This window comes from Pseudonocardia sulfidoxydans NBRC 16205 (assembly GCF_007989085.1).
In the GTDB taxonomy this organism is placed as follows: Bacteria; Actinomycetota; Actinomycetes; order Mycobacteriales; family Pseudonocardiaceae; genus Pseudonocardia; species Pseudonocardia sulfidoxydans.
Map to the genome: position 1 here is coordinate 87046 of NZ_BJVJ01000011.1, position 17001 is coordinate 104046.

Consider the following 17001-nt stretch of genomic DNA (forward strand, 5'->3'; position numbering starts at 1 on the left):
CCTCCGCCGAGGTCGAGCGCTGCCGCTCCGCCGAGTTCGACACAGGACTGGTCCCGAGCATGATCGAATCAGTCTGCCGTCGAGCTCGGCGTGTCAGCTGTGGCGGCGGATCGGGGCCGCCTGCAACATCACCGTGAGGACGCGCAGCACCGCGTCCATGTGCCGGGCCGCCGCGTCGGCCGCGGCTCGCGGGTCCTGGTCGGCGATGGCGCGCACCAGATCCGCCGTCTCCGGCCGCGCCGGGTCGTCGCGGACGAGGTCCACCTCGTCGACCAGCCCTGCTGCCGCCGACCGCAGCGGATCGACCACACCGCGGTAGAGGTCACCGAGCAGCGGGTTCCCCGTGCACTCCACGACGTGCTCGCGCAGCGCGCGGTCGGCGCGGCGGTAGGACTCCGGCCCGGCCGCGTCGTCGCGCGCCGCCGCCAGCTCGTGCAGCCGCGCGAGGTCCGCGGCGCTGCGATGCGTCGCGGCCAGCCGGGCCGCCTCGACCTCCATGGCGCGGCGCACCTCGTAGGCGTTGATGACGTCGGCCTTCAGTACCCGTCGGCGCAGCGCCGCGTCGGTCTCGTGCCGCGCCCGCACGTAGGTCCCGTCGCCCTGGCGCGATTCCAGCAGCCCCGCGTGGACCAGCACCCGCAGCGCCTCGCGGACCGTCGAGCGCCCGACCCCGAGCTCGCGGGCCAGCGACGCCTCGACCGGCAACCGCTGGTCCACCGGGAACTGTCCGCCGACGATCCGCTCCCGGAGCTGGTCGATGACCTGGTCGGTCAGGCTGCCCCGAGGCACACGTGTCAACGCGGGCAACGGTTCCGGCCTTTCCGCACGCCCCTCCACAGCGGGCGACTGTAGCCGTCGGTGAATTTGTCCGACAACCTGTTGATCTGGCTCGGGCGCGGCTGTGACCATCGGGCGGTGGCCGCGAGGTCACGCACTGTCGGGAACGAGCAGGAGCACAGGGTGACGGTCGCAATTCAGCAGTTGATCTGGCGGGTCGAGAACATCCGCGACGCCTTCCACCGGGCAGTGTTCGTCGACCGTGACGTCGACGCCGCGATGGCCGCCGCCGGGTCCGACTGCACGTTCGCCTACTCCCCGATGGGCACCGGCGCCGGGCCCGACGGCCTGCGCGCCTTCCTCACCGACGACGTCCTCCCCCACCTCCCCGCCGGGCTCACCTTCCGCCGCGTCACCCGCACCGCGGACCAGCGCCGTGTCGTCGAGGAGAACCTGGTCTCGTTCACCCACGACCGCGACCTCCCGTGGCTGCTGCCCGGAATCCCGGCGACCGGCCGCGACGTCGAGGTCCGCGCCGTCTCCATCGCGGCGTTCAAACACACGACGCACCTCGGCGACATCAGCACCCGCATCACCAGCTACCGCGTCCTCTGGGACCTCTGGTCGACGCTCACCCAGCTCGACGCCGACCCGGCGATGCTGCACCGCCCCGCCGTCCCCCTGTGAGTGGTCAGCCCAGCCAGCTGCGGCCGATCAACACCTCGGTCCCCTCCGGAACACGCACGTCCTCGCGGTCGGCCAGGCGTCGGCACAGCTCCATCAGCGCGACGTGGCGACCCGTCCCGCTCGAGCTGCCGCCGTGGGGCCACCACCGTGCCTGCCATCCGTCGCCGCAGAGGACCACCAGCGGGCCGTCCACGACGGTCCCGATCGTCTCGTCGATCGCGTCGAGCAGATCGTCCGACCCTCGGTCGCAGGCGTCGCAGCCGCAGTCGGGCAACGACTGGAGGACGACGTCGGGGCGGGCGGCGCAGAGGTCGAGCAGCGGAAACGGCTCGTCGCGCGTCAGCAGCAGCAACGGCAGGGTGCCCGGCCGCGACGACGCCAGCCGGAACCCGCCACCATCCGGCAGCGCGAACGAGGCGACGTCGGGAAGTTCGGCCAGTTCCTCGGCCCACACCCGGGCCCGGCTGTGGACGACCCCGTATCTGCCGGGGTCCGTGAGCCGGGAGTACTCCTCGTCGCGCGGCAAGGCCCCCTCCGGATGCGGGTCGGGCCACGACCGCGTCGCGAGTCGGCGGTGGCGCGCCGCGACCCGGGCCTGGAGATCCGCTGCTCCCACGAGGCGACCATAGGAGGCTCCGGTGCGAGCGTGCACTCGCATTTCGTCCACGTGTCCAGCACACCGCTGCCGAGACCAACAGGAGTGCTGTTGCTGAGCGCGTCGACAGCACTCCTGTCGGTCTCGGCGACGGCGGTACGGCGCACGAGAAAGGCGGCGCCCCCGAATCGGTGGCACCGCCTCTGACCTGCTGGAGCGGGCGACGGGAATCGAACCCGCGTAGCTAGTTTGGAAGACTAGGGCTCTACCATTGAGCTACGCCCGCGTGACCGGTTGCCCGGCCCCCTCAGCGTAGCGGACCCGCTTCAGCGGTTGACCGCGTCCCCGTCGCACGCGAGGGAGTCGTCGGGGTCCACGGGCCATGCGTCGAGGTCAGGGCTCCGCAGGATCGCGTCGATCAGCCCCACGGTGCCGCCGACGAGCGTCGAGTCGAAGTCGATCTCCGACGCCACGCACCACGAGCGGTCGGCCGCCCAGAACAGCGTGGGCGACTGCGTCTCGAACTCACCCCACGACCAGGTGCGCCCGAACCGGACCGCCTCGCGCAACGACCCCGAGAACACGATGTGATCGCGGTACGGCAGCCGCAGGCGCGGCCCGTCGACAACCTCACGGGGCAGCGCGGGCGGGACCTTCCGGTCGCTGCCCACGATGACGACGAACGGGCTGCCGTGGATCCAGCCGAAGCCCTCCCACAGCGCGAAGAAGCTCGGCGTCTGCGGGTCGTCGAGGAGCCTCAGCAGGGCGTCGAGGGTCGCGCGGCCGAGGTTGCCCATGTCGGGGGCGACGCCACGCCAGCGCGCGAAGAGCTCGATCGGGGTGCCGGGTGGGACGGCGATGGCGTTCCACTGGGCCAGCTCCATGCCGACGATCCTGCATCGCAGCCGGACGCCGGCGCATCGCCTCGCATCCGGATGCCGCGATGCGGACGAGCGGGCATAGACTGCCACCGACGGGGTGTGGCGCAGCTTGGTAGCGCACTCGCTTTGGGAGCGAGGGGCCGTGGGTTCAAATCCCGCCACCCCGACCAGATCCGGCGCGATCATCGGGCGCCGTCGACGCATGTGTCGTGTCCGCGCCCGCCGTTGCGGTGCCGGTCGGGTGTCCGTCTCGGTGCGAATCGCACCGCTGGAGAACAATCCTGTGAACGTGTGACGAGCGCCACTTCCGTTGGGCGAGCGATCTTGGAAAACTGCTCGACTGAAGGTGTGGATTTCGACCAGGTTCGCCGTGTCGTCGCCGGCTACTCCGCCACCCGCATGATCGAGGCCGACGGCGACGTCTTCGCCATCTTCGACCCCGACCACGACTACGAGACGCGTCCCCGGCAGGGCTGGGCGACGATCGTGACGTCGAACGTCAACGACGACGCCTCCGACCTCGACCGGCCGGGCGTCTTCCGGCTCAACATCGGGCTGCCGAAGGCCCGTTTCGCCGAGGTGGTCGACCCGGACCGCGAGTACGACGCGACGGCGCTCGACGTCGTCATGCCCCATCCCGTCTACGGCGCCTACCACTGGGTGTGCGTGCTGAACCCGGACCGCACCTGGCCCGCGGTGCAAGGGCTCCTCGACGACGCCCACGCCTTCGCGGTGCGCCGGCACGAGAACCGGACGCGTCGCCGGCCCGTCACGCCGCCGGCGTGAGCTCCAGCCCCCGACGCTGCGCTGACGACGGGCCGATGACCGGCGCCGACCTATGATCGGCGCCGTGACGACCTTCATCCTGGTGGCGGGCTCGTTCCACGGCGGATGGTGCTGGCTGCGGACCGCGAAGTTGTTGCGCGACAGGGGCCACACGGTGTTCACGCCGTCGCTGACCGGGATGGGCGAGCGGGCGCACCTCACGACGTCGACGGGGATCGGGCTGCAGACCCACGTCGACGACGTCCTCGCGCTCGTCGACGCCGAGGAGCTGTCCGAGGTGGTGCTGGTCGGGCACAGCTACGCGGGTGTGGTGGTGGGCAGCGTCGTCGACCGGCGGCCGGAGGCGTTCCGCCGCGTCGTCTACCTGGACGCGCTGGTCCCGGAGGACGGTCGGTCGGTGATCGACCTGCTCGGCCCCGCGGGCGGCTACTTCCTCGACCGCGCCGACGAGGACCCCGGCGTGATCCCGCTCGACGAGGAGTCGCTCGACCGGTGGGGGCTGGTCGAGCCGGGCGACCGGGACTGGGTGCGGCGGCAGGCGAGTCCGCAGCCGCTGGCGACGTTCACCGACACGGCGTCGATGCGCCGCCCGGCCACCGGGGCGGGCATCCCCGCGACCTACGTCTACGCGACGATCAAGCCGCGGGTGGACCTGTTCACCGAGATCGCGGCGCGGACGAAGGCCGACCCGGCGTGGAGCTACGTCGAGGTCGAGGGCCCGCACGACTGCATGATCACCCACCCCGTCGAGACCGCGGCGGTGCTCGCGGTGTTGTGATCCGGGTTATCGTCGGGTCGTGCGTTCCACTCGGCTCACCTGGTGGCGACTGCTCGTCGCAGCCGGATAGACGCATGTCCGCGGGCTGCACGAGCAGCCCGCACCTCTCCTCGCAGGAGGCCGGTCGGCTGCGCGTGCGGCCCCGATCCCCGAGGAGACGACCATGGATTCCTACGCCGCCACCGTCGCGCGCATGCCCGCCCTGCGCGACGCGGTCGCCGCCGACCCGGCGCGGCACCGGGTCCTGACCGGTGAACGCCCCACCGGTCCCCTGCACCTGGGGCACCTGCTGGGCACGATCGTCGAGCGGGTCCGGCTGCAGCGCGCGGGCGTCGAGACGGTCGTGATCCTGGCCGACTACCAGGTGATCACCGACCGCGAGGTCGCCCAGCGCCTGCCCGAGTACGTGCGCGGCGCGGTGCTCGACCAGCTCGCCGCCGGGCTCGACCCGCAGGACACGACGTTCTTCGTGCACTCGGGAGTCCCGGCGCTCAACCAGCTGATGCTGCCGTTCCTGAGCCTGGTGTCAGAGGCGGAGCTGCACCGCAACCCGACTGTCCGCGCCGAACACGCGCTGTCGGGCCGCGCGCTGTCCGGGCTGATGCTCACCTACCCCGTCCACCAGGCCGCCGACATCCTGTTCTGCAACGCCGACCTGGTTCCCGTGGGCAAGGACCAGCTCCCCCACGTCGAGCTGACCCGGGTGATCGCGCGCCGCTTCGCCGAGCGCTACGCCCCCGTCTTCCGGGTGCCGGAGCCGATGCTCACCGACGCCCCCGACATCCCCGGCCTCGACGGCCAGAAGATGTCGAAGTCGCGGGGCAACGCGATCGTCCTCGGCATGTCCCCCGACGAGACCGCCGCCCTGATCCGCAAGGCGCGCACCGACAGCGACCGGCGGATCACCGTCGACCCGGACAACCGCCCCGGCGTCTTCGGACTGTTGTCGACGGCCGCGCTCTGCACCGGGCGCACCCCGTCCGAGATCGCGGAGGAGGTCGGCGACGGCGGGGCGGGACTGCTGAAGAAGGTGACGACGGAGGCCGTCAACACCTACCTCGCGCCGCACCGGGCCCGGCGTGCCGAGCTGGCCGCCGAACCCGGGCTCGTCGAGGAGATCCTGGAGCGCGGCAACGAACGCGCGAACGCGATCGCCGACGCCACCCTCGACGAGGTTCGGGAGGCGATGGGGATGCGCTACTGAGCGGCGGCACCACATCCGCGCGCAACCTCACGGTCGTCCCGGCCGCGAAACGCAGCAGTGAGGTTGCGCTCGGGCTCCTACTCCGGACCCGGCTCTCGCAGGAACGCCGACAGCACCACCGCCACGACCGGGACGACCGCAAGCACGATCAGCGCGCCGCGAGGGCCGTGCGCCTCCGCGACCAGGCCCAGCAGCGGCAGGAACAGCCCGCCCGCGCTGACCGCCAGGCCGAGGGTGACGCCGGCGGCGGTGCCGGGGCGCGTCGGCAGGTAGTCCTGCCCCAGCTTCACCAGGACCGCGAACGGGACGTTGGTGACGAGGCCGACCAGCAACGCGAACGGCAGCGCCACGTACTGGTTGCCGCACAACAGCATCGCGACGAGAGCGGGGATCAGCAGCGCGTTGCCGAGCCGGACGGTGCGGACCATGCCGATGCGGTCGGCGATCCGGCCGCCGGCCAGCGTCCCCAGCACCCCTCCACCCAGCTGCAACGTCAGCGCCAGGCCGCCCAGCCAGGGCGTCGAGCCGAGGTTGCGGATCCAGTAGAGCGCGATGAACGTGTTGACCCCGAACGCCACCGTCGACCGGACGACCTCGACGGCGGTCAGCGTCGCGAACAACCGCGGCCTGTCGACGCCCGTCGCGCGGACCGACGCCGACGCCGCCCGGTTCGTCGTGCGCTGGTGGCGCAGCAGCACGAACGCCATCAGCACCGCGGGCGGGATGAACAGCGCGGTGGCGCCGACACCGAACGCGTCGAGCGCGGGGGTCGCGAGCGCGGGAGCGACGAAGAAGCCGACGCTGCCGCCCGCCGCGAAATAGCTCATCGCGGTGGCGCTGCCCCCGGCGGCGAGCCGGGCGTCGCGGCCCGCGGGCGGGTGGAACATCGCCACGCCCAGCCCGGAGACCAGCAGCGACAGGAACATCAGGGGGTACGACGGGACGAGCCCGGCGACGCCGGCGCCGATCCCGGCGAGCGCAAGCCCGAGCGGCGACATCCACGGCATCCGGCGCCGGTCGGCGAGCAGGCCGACGGCGATCTGCGGGAGCGAGCTGCCGAGCGTCGCGGCCAGGGCCAGGCCGGAGGCGCCGAGGTAGCCGACGTCGCGCTGCAGCACGAAGTACGGCACGGCCGCGGGGACGAGCCCCTGGTAGAAGTCGTCGACGGCGTGGGCGGCGGCCCACAGGCGCATGCGTCGCCACGGGGTTGCCGCGACCGGCGCGATGGTCTCGGAGGTGCTCACCCGACAACGATCGCCGGCACGGGGACGACGGGCTTCCGATAATCTGCCGTTCGATGTCGCAGATCCGCCACTCCCCGAACGCGCCCACCCTGGTCGAGGCGCACGCGGCGGGCGACGTCATCGACCGGCACCGCCACGACGACCACCAGCTCATCTACGTCAGCACCGGCGTCCTGGCGATCAGCACCGCCCGCGGGGCGTGGGTGGCCTCCAGCGACCGCGCCGTCTGGGTGCCCGCCGGCATCTGGCACGAGCACCGCTTCTACGGGCACACGGCCATGCACTCGCTCGGCTTCCCCCTCGACGACGCCCCGCTGCCCGACGACTCACCGACGGTCCTGGCCGTCGGCGGGCTGTTGCGTGAGCTGCTCATCGCCTGCACCGAACCCGACCTGCCCGGGCCCGAGGCGGGCCGGCTGCGGGCGGTGCTCGCCGATCGGCTGCGCCGCGCGGTGGTGCAGCCGCTGGTGCTGCCCACCCCCGTCGACGCCCGGCTCGCCGACGCCTGCGCGGCCGTCGAGCACGACCTGGCGCACCCGCGGTCGCTGGGCGAGCTGGCGCGATCGGTCGGGACGAGCGAGCGGTCGCTGACGCGGCTGTTCCGCACCGAGTTCGGCATGACCTACCCGCAGTGGCGCACCGCGATGCGGGTGTTCCACGCGATGATCCACCTGGCCGAGGGCGCGACCGTCACCGAGACCGCGCACCGCTGCGGCTTCGCGACGACCAGCGCCTTCGTCGACACCTTCGCCCGCACGATGGGCCACACCCCGGGCACCCACCGCCTGACCAGCGGCTGAGCCGGTCGTGAGCGGCAATAGTCGCGATAGCGACTATTGCCGCTCACAGGGCCTTGCCGTCCCCCACGAACCGGTAGGCCTCCTGGGTCAGGGCGCGCCAGGTGTCGAGGTCGGAGCCGTGGACGGTGACCCACTCCTTCATCGGGCGGCCCTTGTTCGCGTCGAACGGGCCGCCCTCCCCCGCCGCGACCAGAGCGGCGACGCGGTCGCGCGGGAGCTTCAGGACCAGCGCACCACGGACGACCATCGCGAAGATCGAGCCGTCGACCTTCAGGGCGTGCGAGCCGAAGCGGCCGGTCGCGCCCGGCGGGGTCACGCCGGGGCGCGACACGAACTCGTCGACCAGCGTCTCGAACAGCTCCTCCACCGTCTCCACCCGCGAAGCAGACCACACCCCACCGATGAGTTCGCGGCACCCGAGTCGTCGCTACTCCTGGCGACGAAAGGAGAACCCGATGGCACTGCCCCGCATCGCGAGCCGCGACGAGTGGCTGGCCGCACGCAAGGACCTCCTCGTGAAGGAGAAGGAGCTGACCCGCGCCCGCGACGCGCTGAACACACAACGCCGCGAGCTCCCGATGGTCGAGATCGAGAAGGACTACCGGTTCGCCGGCCCCGAGGGCGAGCTCGGACTGCTCGACATGTTCGAGGGGCGCCGCCAGCTCATGGTGGGGCACTTCATGTTCGACCCGTCGTGGGACGAGGGGTGCGCCAGCTGCAGCGCCGGTGCCGACGAGACCTCGCAGGGCCTGCTCGACCACCTGGCGACGCGCGACACGACGCTCGCGTACGTGTCGCGGGCCCCGCTGGACAAGATCGAGCGCTACAAGGCGGAGAAGGGCTGGACGTTCCGCTGGTACTCGTCGCACGGAAGCGAGTTCAACCACGACTTCCACGTGACGCTCGACGAGCGGGTGCAGCCTGCCGAGTACAACTACCGGCCCGCCGCCGAGTACGGCCCGACGTGGACCGGCGACGCGCAGCCGTTCGAGATGCCGGGTCTGAGCTGTTTCCTGCGCGACGGCGACCGCGTCTTCCACACGTACTCGCAGTACGCGCGGGGTGCGGAGTCGACGGGCGGCTCGTACTACTTCCTGGACCTGACGGCGCTGGGCCGGCAGGAGGACTGGGAGAAGCCGGAGGGCCGCGCCGACCACCCACGGACGAACCACCCCGACTTCGCGTCCTGAGACAGCGCGATGAGTTCCGGGCGCGCGCGTCGTTGACACGGACATGAGCGACGACGCCTTCACCGCGCGGATGCAGGAGCACCGCCGGGAGCTGCACGTGCACTGCTACCGGATGCTCGGCTCGTTCGACGAGGCCGAGGACCTGGTACAGGAGACGTTCCTGCGGGCCTGGAGGGCGCGGGAGTCGTTCGACGAGGCGACGAACCTGCGCGCGTGGCTGTACCGGATCGCGACGAACGCGTGCCTGGACGTGCTGCGGCGCAGGAAGAGGGCGACGCCGAGGTCGGAGAGCCCGGCCGAGGTGACGTGGCTGCAGCCCTATCCCGACGAGCTGCTCGACGCGGTCGCGCCCAGCGCGGAGCGGCCCGATGTCGTCGCGGTCGCGCGGGAGACGATCGGGCTGGCGTTCCTCGCCGCGATCCAGCTACTGCCGCCGCGGCAGCGGGCGGTGCTGGTGCTGCGCGACGTGCTGGAGTGGTCGGCCGCCGAGACCGCGGACCTGCTGGAGACGACGGTCCCGGCGGCCAACAGCGCGTTGCAGCGGGCCCGGGCGACGCTGCGCGAGCGCCTCCCGGAGGACCACGGATCGTGGCAGGCACCCGCGCCGACCGAGGACGAGCAGGCACTGCTGGAGCGGTTCGTCCGCGCGCACACCACCGGTGACCCGGACGAGCTGGTGGCGCTGGTGCGCCACGACATCCGCGTGACCATGCCGCCCTACCCGATGCAGTACAACGGCCTCGACGAGCTGTGGCCGCTGTTCGAGCGGGCCACCTCCGGCACCGACGGCGACTGGCGGCTGCTGCCCACCGCGGCCAACCGGATGCCGGCGGCGGCGAGCTACCTGCGGGTGACCGGCACCGACGAGTACGTGCCGTTCAAGCTGGACGTGCTGCGGATCATCGACGGGAAGATCGCCGAGATCACGACCTTCGGGCCGGCGCGGTTCGCCGACCACGGGCTGCCCGCGTCGCTGTGACGGGCACGTCAGGCCGCGGAGTGGGCCGGCGCCCCGTCCCAGAGCCACTGCTCGGTCATCTCCTCGCCGCACTCCGGGCACGGCACCAGGAACCCCAGGCCGTCGATCCCGGGCAGCTCGGCCTCGACCTCGCAGCCGGCGCACGTCCACCAGCCGATCGCGCTCTTTCCGGCATCCATGACCGCCGATGGTAACCACAATCGTGTAGTTCGCTCGCCCGCCACGCGTAGGAACGTGTCGTCGCCGGTGTCCGCTTGCCGTGAAGACCTCCTGGCTGCGACGCTTTTCCGATGGCAGGTACGGACGCCACCGACGCAGCCGACCCCGTCTCCGACCTCATCGAGTCCCAGCTCGCCGACGCCGGCGCGACGTGGACCGTCGGCGTCGGCGGCGCACTCGCCGAGTTCGAACGACGCCCCGCCGAACCCGCCGCGCGAGGCCCGCGCTGCGTCGTCACCGCGCGGGGCGGGGTGCGGCTCGACCGGGTGCCCGGGGTGGAGGTCGTCGCCTACGAGACGCCGTCGGGGCCCGGCCAGCGCTGGGACCACGCCATCTCGTTCTGCCTGCCCGTCGAGGTGGCCCAGCGCGGGAACCGGGCCGTCGTCACCCGGCTCGGGCCCGACGACGACGCCATCCGCCCCCGCGACCGCGCCGCGGTCCTCTACGACCTGGGCCTCGCCATCCCCACCGTCGACGCCTGCGTGCGCACCGCCGACCCGGCCGTGCGCGACCTGCTCGACGACGCCTGCGGCGAGCCGCTCGGCTCCGAGACCGTCACGACGCTCGTCCGGCGCAGCCCCCACCGCGTGTTCGTCAGTGCCTGCGGCCGGGTCGAGGTGTTCGCCCGCATCGCCCAGCCCGGCACCGACACCCCCGACGGCCCCCACACCCACGTCCGCCCCGAGCTGCTGCGCCCCGAGCACACCCACCCCGGCACCGCTCCGATCGGCCCGGGGCTGGTCACCTGCATGACCCTGCACCCCGTCCACCCGGTCACCAACGCCAACGGCCACGCCGTCGACTTCGACGCCACCCGCCACGCCGCCTTCCAACGCCTCCTCGACGCCTTCGGCGACCCCGTCGCCGGCGCCCACAAGGCCATGACGATCGCCGCCGTCCGCGCCGGCGTCGGCCCCGACCTCACGATGCTGCCGCGCGATCCCGCGTCCCGCGCCGCCGTTGCAGTGACGCTGCGTCAGCTTTTCCACACCGACGGACCGTCCCCGACCCTCGACGTCTGGCGGGCACGACATCCGCCGGATGCCGGTCTGCTGCATCCGGACGGCTGAACATCAACGGCGCGTCGTCGCGGCCGCGCCGCTCCCGCTAACGAACCGCGAGCCGGCACCGAGTGCATCGACGGACGGGAAAGCCCAGATCGGACGCTGATTCCGCGGTGCGCTGGTGGTATCGCGGATGGCACGGTCGACCGGCCCGTCCGTGGGTCGGTTGGTGCCCTCCCGCCACGACCCACGGTCCACGCCGGCGTGCCCGCCGGCGTGGACCACCGGGAGACCATGACGGGCGCCGCCGTCACACTTCGTGCACGAGGTCCGCGATCGAGTCGACGACGCGCCCCGGCCGGTACGGGAACCTCTCGACGTCGCCGGCCTGCGTGATCCCGGTCAGCACCAGCACCGTCTGCATCCCGGCCTCCAGGCCCGCGACGACATCGGTGTCCATGCGGTCGCCGATCATCACCGTGGTCTCCGAGTGGGCGCCGAGCCGGTTGAGGGCGGCGCGCATCATCAGCGGGTTGGGCTTCCCGACGAAGTACGGCTGCACCCCCGTGGCCCGGCTGACCAGCGCCGCCACCGCACCCGTCGCCGGCAGCGGACCCTCCGCCGACGGGCCCGTCGGATCCGGGTTCGTGGCGACGAACCGGGCGCCGTTCGTGACGAGGCGGATCGCCGTCGTCACCGCCTCGAAGCTGTAGGTGCGCGTCTCCCCCAGCACCACGTAGTCCGGGTCGCGGTCGGTGAGGACGTAGCCGATCTCGTGCAGCGCCGTCGTCAGCCCCGCCTCACCCACGACGAAGGCCGTCCCCGCCGGCCGCTGCCCCTCCAGGAACGACGCCGTCGCCAGCGCGGAGGTCCAGATCGCCTCCTCGGGCACGTCGATCCCCGTGCGCAGCAACCGGAACCGCAGGTCGCGCGGCGTGTGGATCGAGTTGTTCGTCAGCACCAGGAAGGGCGCCGCGGACTCGCGCAACCGGGACACGAACGCGTCGGCCCCCGGGATCAGCCGCCCCTCGTGCACAAGAACGCCGTCCATGTCGGTCATCCACGCCTCGACGGGCCTCGTCTCGGACATCCGCGCAGCGTAGGGCCCACGTCCCGATGCGGCCCGCCGGGAACGATCGGCCCCTCTCGTCCGTTCTCGTCATGTACACGGGCCGCCGACGGCGGACCCACGACGAGGAGGGGCTCATGGGCACGGTCGTGACCATCATCATCCTGGTGGCGATCGTCGCCGGCGGGGTCTGGCTCGTGCGGCAGCACTCCGCGTCGCAGGCCCGCGAGCTCGAGGACGCCAAGGCCGAGGCCCGCCGCTGGGTCGAACGCCTCGGCGGGCAGGTCCTCAACCTCGTCGGTACCGACGAGGCCTCCAAGCAGGCCATGGCCGACGCGTCGGAGCGCTACAACGCGGCCGGCTCGCAGATGGAGCAGGCCCGCACCGCGGCCCAGTGCCGGCAGGTCACCGAGACCGCCTACGAGGGCCTCTACTACGTCCGCGCCGCCCGCACCGCGATGGGCATCGACCCCGGCCCCGACCTGCCGCCGCTGCCCGGCCAGCAGCGCGCGGGTGCAGTCTCCGAGGACCGCGACGTCGAGGTCGAGGGCCACTCCTACAGCGCCTCGCCGAACCCGTCCGACCGCAACTCGCACTACTACCCGGGCGGCAACGTCGCCGGGCGGCCGGTCCCCGCCGGCTGGTACTCCGAGCCGTGGTGGAAGCCCGCGCTCGTCGCCGGCGCCTGGGGTTTCGGCTCGATGATGTTGTTCAGCGCCATGTTCTCCGGGATGTCCGGCGTCGCCTACGCCGACGGGTACGCCGATGGCATGGCCGCCGACGGCGGCGACTACGGCGACGGCGGCGGGGGCGACGCCGGCGACTTCGGCGGCCAGGACTTCGGGGGCGACTTCGGGGGCGGCGGTGATTTCGGGGGCGGTGATTTCGGCGGCGGAGGTTTCGACTTCTGATCTTGGGGTAGATCCGTTCCGTCGGCCGACAGCTCCCCGGTCCCACGAACAACCGGACTCGTCCGGATCTCCCCGTCGACCGGCTCGGTGGTCTCACCCGAGCCGGTCGACGCATGTCCGGCGCTCAGCGGTTCCGCCGAGTTCGACGAGGGACTGGTTCGATCATGGTCGACACCAGTCCCATGTCGAGCTCGGCGTGGGGCACGGTCAGGGGCGGCCGACGGCGGGCTGGCACGTCGGGCACCAGAACAGGTTGCGTGCGGCGTGCTCCGCCGTCAGCACCGGCGTCCCGCACACCAGGCACGGCATCCCCTGCCGCCGGTAGACGTAGACCTCGCCGCCGTGCCGGTCCTTGCGCCCCGGCTCGCCGCGCCGGCGCGGATCGTGCTCCGGCGCGACCGTGTCGATGCGGCCCTTGCGCACCCCGTCGCGCATCAGCGCGACGAGATCGACCCACATCGCGTCCCACGTCGCCCGGGGCAGCGCCCTCCCGGGCAGCTGCGGGTCGATCCCGTGCCGGAACAGCAGCTCGGCCCGGTACACGTTCCCCACACCGGCGACGACCTTCTGGTCCATCAGCAACGTCGCCAACGGCGACGCCGACCTGCCGATCCGCGCCCACGCCAGGTCCGGGTCGGCGTCACGACGCAGCGGGTCCGGGCCCAGCCGCGCCCGCAGCGCCCGCACCTCGGCGTCGGTGATCAGCTCGCACGCCGTCGGCCCCCGCAGGTCGGCCCAGTGCGTGGCGCCGACGATCCGCATCCGCACCTGCCCCCGAGGCTCCGGCGGTGCGGCACCCGGCTCGGGCAGCTCCGTCTCGTCGAACGTGCCGTACAAGCCCAGGTGCACGTGCACGACCCGGTCGCGGCCGTAGCGGTGGAACAGGTGCTTGCCGTGGGCGTCGGCCCTGGTGAGGACGGCACCGTCGAGCAGCGCCGCCGACGCCTCGAACCGCCCCTGCGGGCTGCTCACCCGCACCGGGGCGCGCCCGAACAGCCGGCCGTGCCGCCGCGCCAGCCGGTGCAGCGTGTGACCCTCGGGCACCGGTCAGGCGCTCGGCAGCGGCGGGTAGTCGTGGGTCTTCTCGAACTCGGCGAGGATGTCGATGCGGCGCTGGTGGCGCGGCTCGTTCGAGAACGGCGTGTTCACGAACGCGTCGACGATCGCCTTCGCCTCGTCCTCGGAGTGCATCCGGGCGCCGATGCCGACGACGTGCGCGTTGTTGTGCTCCCGCGCCAGCGTCGCCGTCTCGACGTTCCAGGCCAGAGCGGCGCGGCAGCCCGGCACCTTGTTCGCCGAGATCTGCTCGCCGTTGCCCGAGCCCCCGAGCACGACGCCCAGCGAACCCTCGTCGGCGACGACGCGACGGCCCGTCTCCAGGCAGAACGCCGGGTAGTCGTCCTGTGCGTCGTAGGCCAGGGCCCCGACGTCGACCACCTCGTAACCGGCACCCGACAGATGCTCGACCAGAACGGCCTTGAGCTCGAAACCGGCATGGTCAGATCCGAGATACACGCGCACGGGGAGAATCCTGCCCCATGGTGGAGGTCGCGGGTGTCGACGGGGCACCGGGTGGCTGGGTGGTCGCCCGCGTGCGCCCGGGGGCCGTCCGCTGGGACGTGGTGCCCGACGCGGCGGCGGTCCTCTCCGTCACCGCCGGGTGTGCGGCGGTCGGCGTCGACATCCCGCTCGGTGTGCACGCGGGTGCTGCCCGGCGCGCGTGCGACGTCGAGACCGCGCGCCGGCTCGGGACCGCCCGCTCCTCGGTGTTCCCGGCGCCGCCGCGGGAGGTCCTCACCGCGCCCGACCACCCGACGGCGTGCGAGCGCGCGCGGACGTCGACGGGCAGGGCCATCAGCCTCCAGACCTTCCACATCGCGCCGCGCATCCTCGACTGGGACGCCGTGCCCGACCGGCCCGCGCACGTCGTCGAGGTGCACCCGGAGCTGTCGCTGCGCATGCTCGCCCCCGACGTCACGTTCACGTCGAAGAAGACCGCACGCGGTGCGGGCCAACGGATCGCGGCCCTCGCCCGCTGGGTCGACCCGGCTGTCGCACTCGCCGACCTGCCCACCGGCGCGCGTCTCGACGACATCCCCGACGCCCTCGCCGCCGCCTGGTCGGCGCAGCGCTGGGCCCGCGGGACCGCCGAGGTCCTCGGCCCCGAACACGACGACCGCGGCCGCCCGATGTTCGTCGCCGTGTGAACCCTGTGAGTGGCGATAGTCGCTATCGCGACTATCGCCACTCACGACTCACTCCTTGCGGCCGCCGCCCAGCAGCCCGCCCAGCAGGTCACCCAAGCCGCCGCCGAGACCACCGCCGCCCTGGCCGGCGCCACCCGCACCACCCAGGAGGCCGCCCAGCAGGTCACCCAGGCCACCACCGCCCGACGCCCCACCGGCCCCGCCCGCCGCCGACCCACCCAGCTTCTTGGCCAGGTAGGACATCACGATCGGCGCGAGCAGCGGCAGCAGCTTGCTCATCAACCCACCGGCATTCCCACCGCCGAGCCCCGGGATCGACAACTGGTTGATCACCTGGTCCTGGTTGGACCCGAAGACGTGGCCGACGATCTTCTCGCCGTCGTTCGTGTCGACGTCGTTCAGGTTCACCCCGCCGTCGAGCAGCGAGCTGCTGTGCTGGTCGACGGCCTTGGCGAACGACGCGGCGCCACCCGGATCATCGGTGTTGGCCTGGATTCCGCCCAGCAGGGCGGGCAGCGCCTGCCGCGTCGCCTGCTCGGCCGTCGCCTCGTCGGTACCCAACTGGGCCGCGAGGTCGCTCAAAGGGATCTGCGACAGGATCTCGTCCACCGGACTCATGGCCGGAGAGTAGCGCCGTTTTGCCGTCCGAAGCAGACACTCCGCGTGCCCGCCCTCACACGCGATCCCACGATCTCCTCACCCGGACGAGGGCCTGTCGCGCCCGATGTGGGTGGTGCGACTCCGTGAAGTGACCACGCGAGCCCGAATGGGGATACGGTCCCCGGCAGACAACAAGAGCACCACCCGTCACACCCCCGGGGAGGTCCGCACAGGCGCTCGAAAAACACGAGACGGGACGGTTCCGCCAAGAACCGCCCCGTCGTCACGTCGCACCGCCGCCAGGGTCGCACCCCTGACGACGACAGCGCCCCGGACGAACCGGGGCTTCTCCCCTCCTGCCACAAAGGGGCCTTGCCATGCTCACCATAGACCGCGGGCCACACCGCGCCCGGCCGACCGCCCCCGTCCCCACCGCGTGTCCCGCGGAGGTGACCCGATGGGCCTGACCGTCCTCGCCGCCGCCACCGCCGCCGCCCTGGTGACAGCCGGCCTCGCCCCCGCGGTCACCACCCCCGACGACCCGTCGACCTGCCCCACCCCCACCGCGGTTACCGCCCCCGCCTGCGCCGGCAACTCCTCGGCAGGCGCCGGCAGCGCCACCGTCCCCGGCGCCGTCGCGTGCCCCGGCACCGCGATCGTCACGAAACGGCCCTACTTCCAGAAAGCCGACTGGCTCTGGGACCCCATCCCCGACAGCGCGACGCTCGACCCCCAGTCGTCGGCGATGGCCAAGGAACTCTCCTCCGGCGACCACATCCTCAACACCGGCGACTTCGGCGTCGCCCTCGTCGACCCCGACGACATCCCCGACGACGCACCCCGCTCCGCCGTGCCCGTCTCCGAGAACTGGGGACCCGACCCGCTCGCCGGCCTGCAGGTGCCCGTCCCGCCCGACCTCACGATCCCGCCGGGCTCCGACGGCCACGTCGCCATCGCCGACGAGAAGAACAACACCGTCGTCAACCTGTGGGTCACCAAGAAGTCCGGCGACGGGCTACGCGCCAACTGGGGTGCCGCCGTCCCCTACGACGGCGACGGCCGCGAACACA

At 72.6% G+C, this 17001-nt stretch carries 20 protein-coding genes, 2 tRNA genes and 1 pseudogene; 12 read left to right on the forward strand and 11 right to left on the reverse strand.

What is annotated here, in order from left to right:
• Nucleotides 1-93 precede the first annotated feature (93 nt).
• The gene (locus PSU4_RS08330) at nucleotides 94-789 is read right to left on the reverse strand and encodes a FadR/GntR family transcriptional regulator (protein ID WP_246115003.1); all 696 of its coding nucleotides are present in this window, start codon (nucleotides 787-789) and stop codon (nucleotides 94-96) included.
• A gap of 171 nt (nucleotides 790-960) precedes the next feature.
• Here PSU4_RS08330 and PSU4_RS08335 point away from each other — a divergent pair, with 171 nt between their 5' ends.
• Nucleotides 961-1464 (forward strand): nuclear transport factor 2 family protein, encoded by a 504-nt coding sequence (locus PSU4_RS08335; RefSeq protein WP_147104478.1) that lies wholly within the window; start codon nucleotides 961-963, stop codon nucleotides 1462-1464.
• Nucleotides 1465-1468: 4 nt separating this feature from the next.
• Here the strand turns inward: PSU4_RS08335 and PSU4_RS08340 are convergent, their stop codons facing one another.
• The 3 genes from PSU4_RS08340 to PSU4_RS08350 form a co-directional block, all read right to left on the reverse strand.
• Complete coding sequence (locus PSU4_RS08340; RefSeq protein ID WP_246115001.1) at nucleotides 1469-2080, reverse strand: DUF6226 family protein; 612 nt, start codon at nucleotides 2078-2080, stop codon at nucleotides 1469-1471.
• 191 nt (nucleotides 2081-2271) lie between these two features.
• A tRNA-Gly gene (locus PSU4_RS08345) sits at nucleotides 2272-2345 on the reverse strand.
• Nucleotides 2346-2385: 40 nt separating this feature from the next.
• The gene (locus PSU4_RS08350; protein WP_147104484.1) at nucleotides 2386-2943 is read right to left on the reverse strand and encodes a hypothetical protein; all 558 of its coding nucleotides are present in this window, start codon (nucleotides 2941-2943) and stop codon (nucleotides 2386-2388) included.
• 90 nt (nucleotides 2944-3033) lie between these two features.
• Between PSU4_RS08350 and PSU4_RS08355 the strand changes: the two genes are divergently transcribed.
• The 4 genes from PSU4_RS08355 (at nucleotide 3034) to trpS (ending at nucleotide 5708) form a co-directional block, all read left to right on the forward strand.
• A tRNA-Pro gene (locus PSU4_RS08355) sits at nucleotides 3034-3110 on the forward strand.
• A 178-nt stretch (nucleotides 3111-3288) separates the two neighbouring features.
• Complete coding sequence (locus tag PSU4_RS08360) at nucleotides 3289-3726, forward strand: DUF6194 family protein (RefSeq protein WP_147104487.1); 438 nt, start codon at nucleotides 3289-3291, stop codon at nucleotides 3724-3726.
• Between the two features lie 64 nt (nucleotides 3727-3790).
• Nucleotides 3791-4504 carry an alpha/beta hydrolase gene (locus PSU4_RS08365; protein WP_186816812.1) on the forward strand — a complete coding sequence of 238 codons (714 nt, stop codon included), beginning with the start codon at nucleotides 3791-3793 and terminating at the stop codon, nucleotides 4502-4504.
• A gap of 163 nt (nucleotides 4505-4667) precedes the next feature.
• Entirely contained in the window at nucleotides 4668-5708 is a 1041-nt protein-coding gene (gene trpS, locus PSU4_RS08370) for a tryptophan--tRNA ligase (protein ID WP_147104491.1), read from the forward strand.
• 77 nt (nucleotides 5709-5785) lie between these two features.
• On the opposite strand, the gene PSU4_RS08375 is transcribed toward trpS, so the two are convergent.
• Nucleotides 5786-6952: an MFS transporter gene (locus tag PSU4_RS08375; protein WP_222596202.1), complete on the reverse strand. Its 1167-nt coding sequence runs from the start codon at nucleotides 6950-6952 to the stop codon at nucleotides 5786-5788.
• Between the two features lie 53 nt (nucleotides 6953-7005).
• Here PSU4_RS08375 and PSU4_RS08380 point away from each other — a divergent pair, with 53 nt between their 5' ends.
• Entirely contained in the window at nucleotides 7006-7752 is a 747-nt protein-coding gene (locus PSU4_RS08380; protein ID WP_147104493.1) for an AraC family transcriptional regulator, read from the forward strand.
• A gap of 43 nt (nucleotides 7753-7795) precedes the next feature.
• Here the strand turns inward: PSU4_RS08380 and PSU4_RS08385 are convergent, their stop codons facing one another.
• Nucleotides 7796-8128: a TfoX/Sxy family protein gene (locus PSU4_RS08385; protein ID WP_147104495.1), complete on the reverse strand. Its 333-nt coding sequence runs from the start codon at nucleotides 8126-8128 to the stop codon at nucleotides 7796-7798.
• A 79-nt stretch (nucleotides 8129-8207) separates the two neighbouring features.
• On the opposite strand from PSU4_RS08385, the gene PSU4_RS08390 reads away from it, so the two are divergent.
• The gene (locus tag PSU4_RS08390; RefSeq protein WP_147104498.1) at nucleotides 8208-8942 is read left to right on the forward strand and encodes a DUF899 domain-containing protein; all 735 of its coding nucleotides are present in this window, start codon (nucleotides 8208-8210) and stop codon (nucleotides 8940-8942) included.
• Nucleotides 8943-8985: 43 nt separating this feature from the next.
• Nucleotides 8986-9921, forward strand: coding sequence for an RNA polymerase subunit sigma-70 (locus PSU4_RS08395; protein WP_147104501.1), 936 nt, complete (start codon nucleotides 8986-8988; stop codon nucleotides 9919-9921).
• Nucleotides 9922-9929: 8 nt separating this feature from the next.
• Here PSU4_RS08395 and PSU4_RS31175 read toward each other — a convergent pair whose 3' ends face one another.
• A complete protein-coding gene (locus PSU4_RS31175) occupies nucleotides 9930-10100 on the reverse strand; it encodes a hypothetical protein (RefSeq protein WP_186816813.1) in 171 nt (56 codons plus the stop codon).
• A gap of 111 nt (nucleotides 10101-10211) precedes the next feature.
• Here PSU4_RS31175 and PSU4_RS08400 point away from each other — a divergent pair, with 111 nt between their 5' ends.
• Complete coding sequence (locus tag PSU4_RS08400; RefSeq protein WP_147104503.1) at nucleotides 10212-11210, forward strand: DUF6925 family protein; 999 nt, start codon at nucleotides 10212-10214, stop codon at nucleotides 11208-11210.
• A gap of 244 nt (nucleotides 11211-11454) precedes the next feature.
• On the opposite strand, the gene PSU4_RS08405 is transcribed toward PSU4_RS08400, so the two are convergent.
• Nucleotides 11455-12234 (reverse strand): HAD-IIA family hydrolase, encoded by a 780-nt coding sequence (locus PSU4_RS08405; RefSeq protein ID WP_147104506.1) that lies wholly within the window; start codon nucleotides 12232-12234, stop codon nucleotides 11455-11457.
• 116 nt (nucleotides 12235-12350) lie between these two features.
• Here PSU4_RS08405 and PSU4_RS08410 point away from each other — a divergent pair, with 116 nt between their 5' ends.
• Nucleotides 12351-13124: a hypothetical protein gene (locus tag PSU4_RS08410; RefSeq protein WP_147104509.1), complete on the forward strand. Its 774-nt coding sequence runs from the start codon at nucleotides 12351-12353 to the stop codon at nucleotides 13122-13124.
• Between the two features lie 207 nt (nucleotides 13125-13331).
• Here the strand turns inward: PSU4_RS08410 and PSU4_RS08415 are convergent, their stop codons facing one another.
• Together PSU4_RS08415 and PSU4_RS08420 are read right to left on the reverse strand one after the other, a co-directional pair.
• Complete coding sequence (locus PSU4_RS08415) at nucleotides 13332-14168, reverse strand: Fpg/Nei family DNA glycosylase (protein ID WP_147104512.1); 837 nt, start codon at nucleotides 14166-14168, stop codon at nucleotides 13332-13334.
• A gap of 3 nt (nucleotides 14169-14171) precedes the next feature.
• Entirely contained in the window at nucleotides 14172-14645 is a 474-nt protein-coding gene (locus tag PSU4_RS08420) for a ribose-5-phosphate isomerase (RefSeq protein WP_147104515.1), read from the reverse strand.
• A gap of 17 nt (nucleotides 14646-14662) precedes the next feature.
• Between PSU4_RS08420 and PSU4_RS08425 the strand changes: the two genes are divergently transcribed.
• On the forward strand, nucleotides 14663-15331 hold the full coding sequence (locus PSU4_RS08425) for a DUF429 domain-containing protein (RefSeq protein ID WP_147104518.1): 669 nt from the start codon (nucleotides 14663-14665) through the stop codon (nucleotides 15329-15331).
• Between the two features lie 48 nt (nucleotides 15332-15379).
• Here PSU4_RS08425 and PSU4_RS08430 read toward each other — a convergent pair whose 3' ends face one another.
• Nucleotides 15380-15949 (reverse strand): DUF937 domain-containing protein, encoded by a 570-nt coding sequence (locus PSU4_RS08430; protein WP_147104521.1) that lies wholly within the window; start codon nucleotides 15947-15949, stop codon nucleotides 15380-15382.
• 439 nt (nucleotides 15950-16388) lie between these two features.
• On the opposite strand from PSU4_RS08430, the pseudogene PSU4_RS08435 reads away from it, so the two are divergent.
• Nucleotides 16389-17001: pseudogene (locus PSU4_RS08435) on the forward strand (hypothetical protein); the annotation flags it as partial.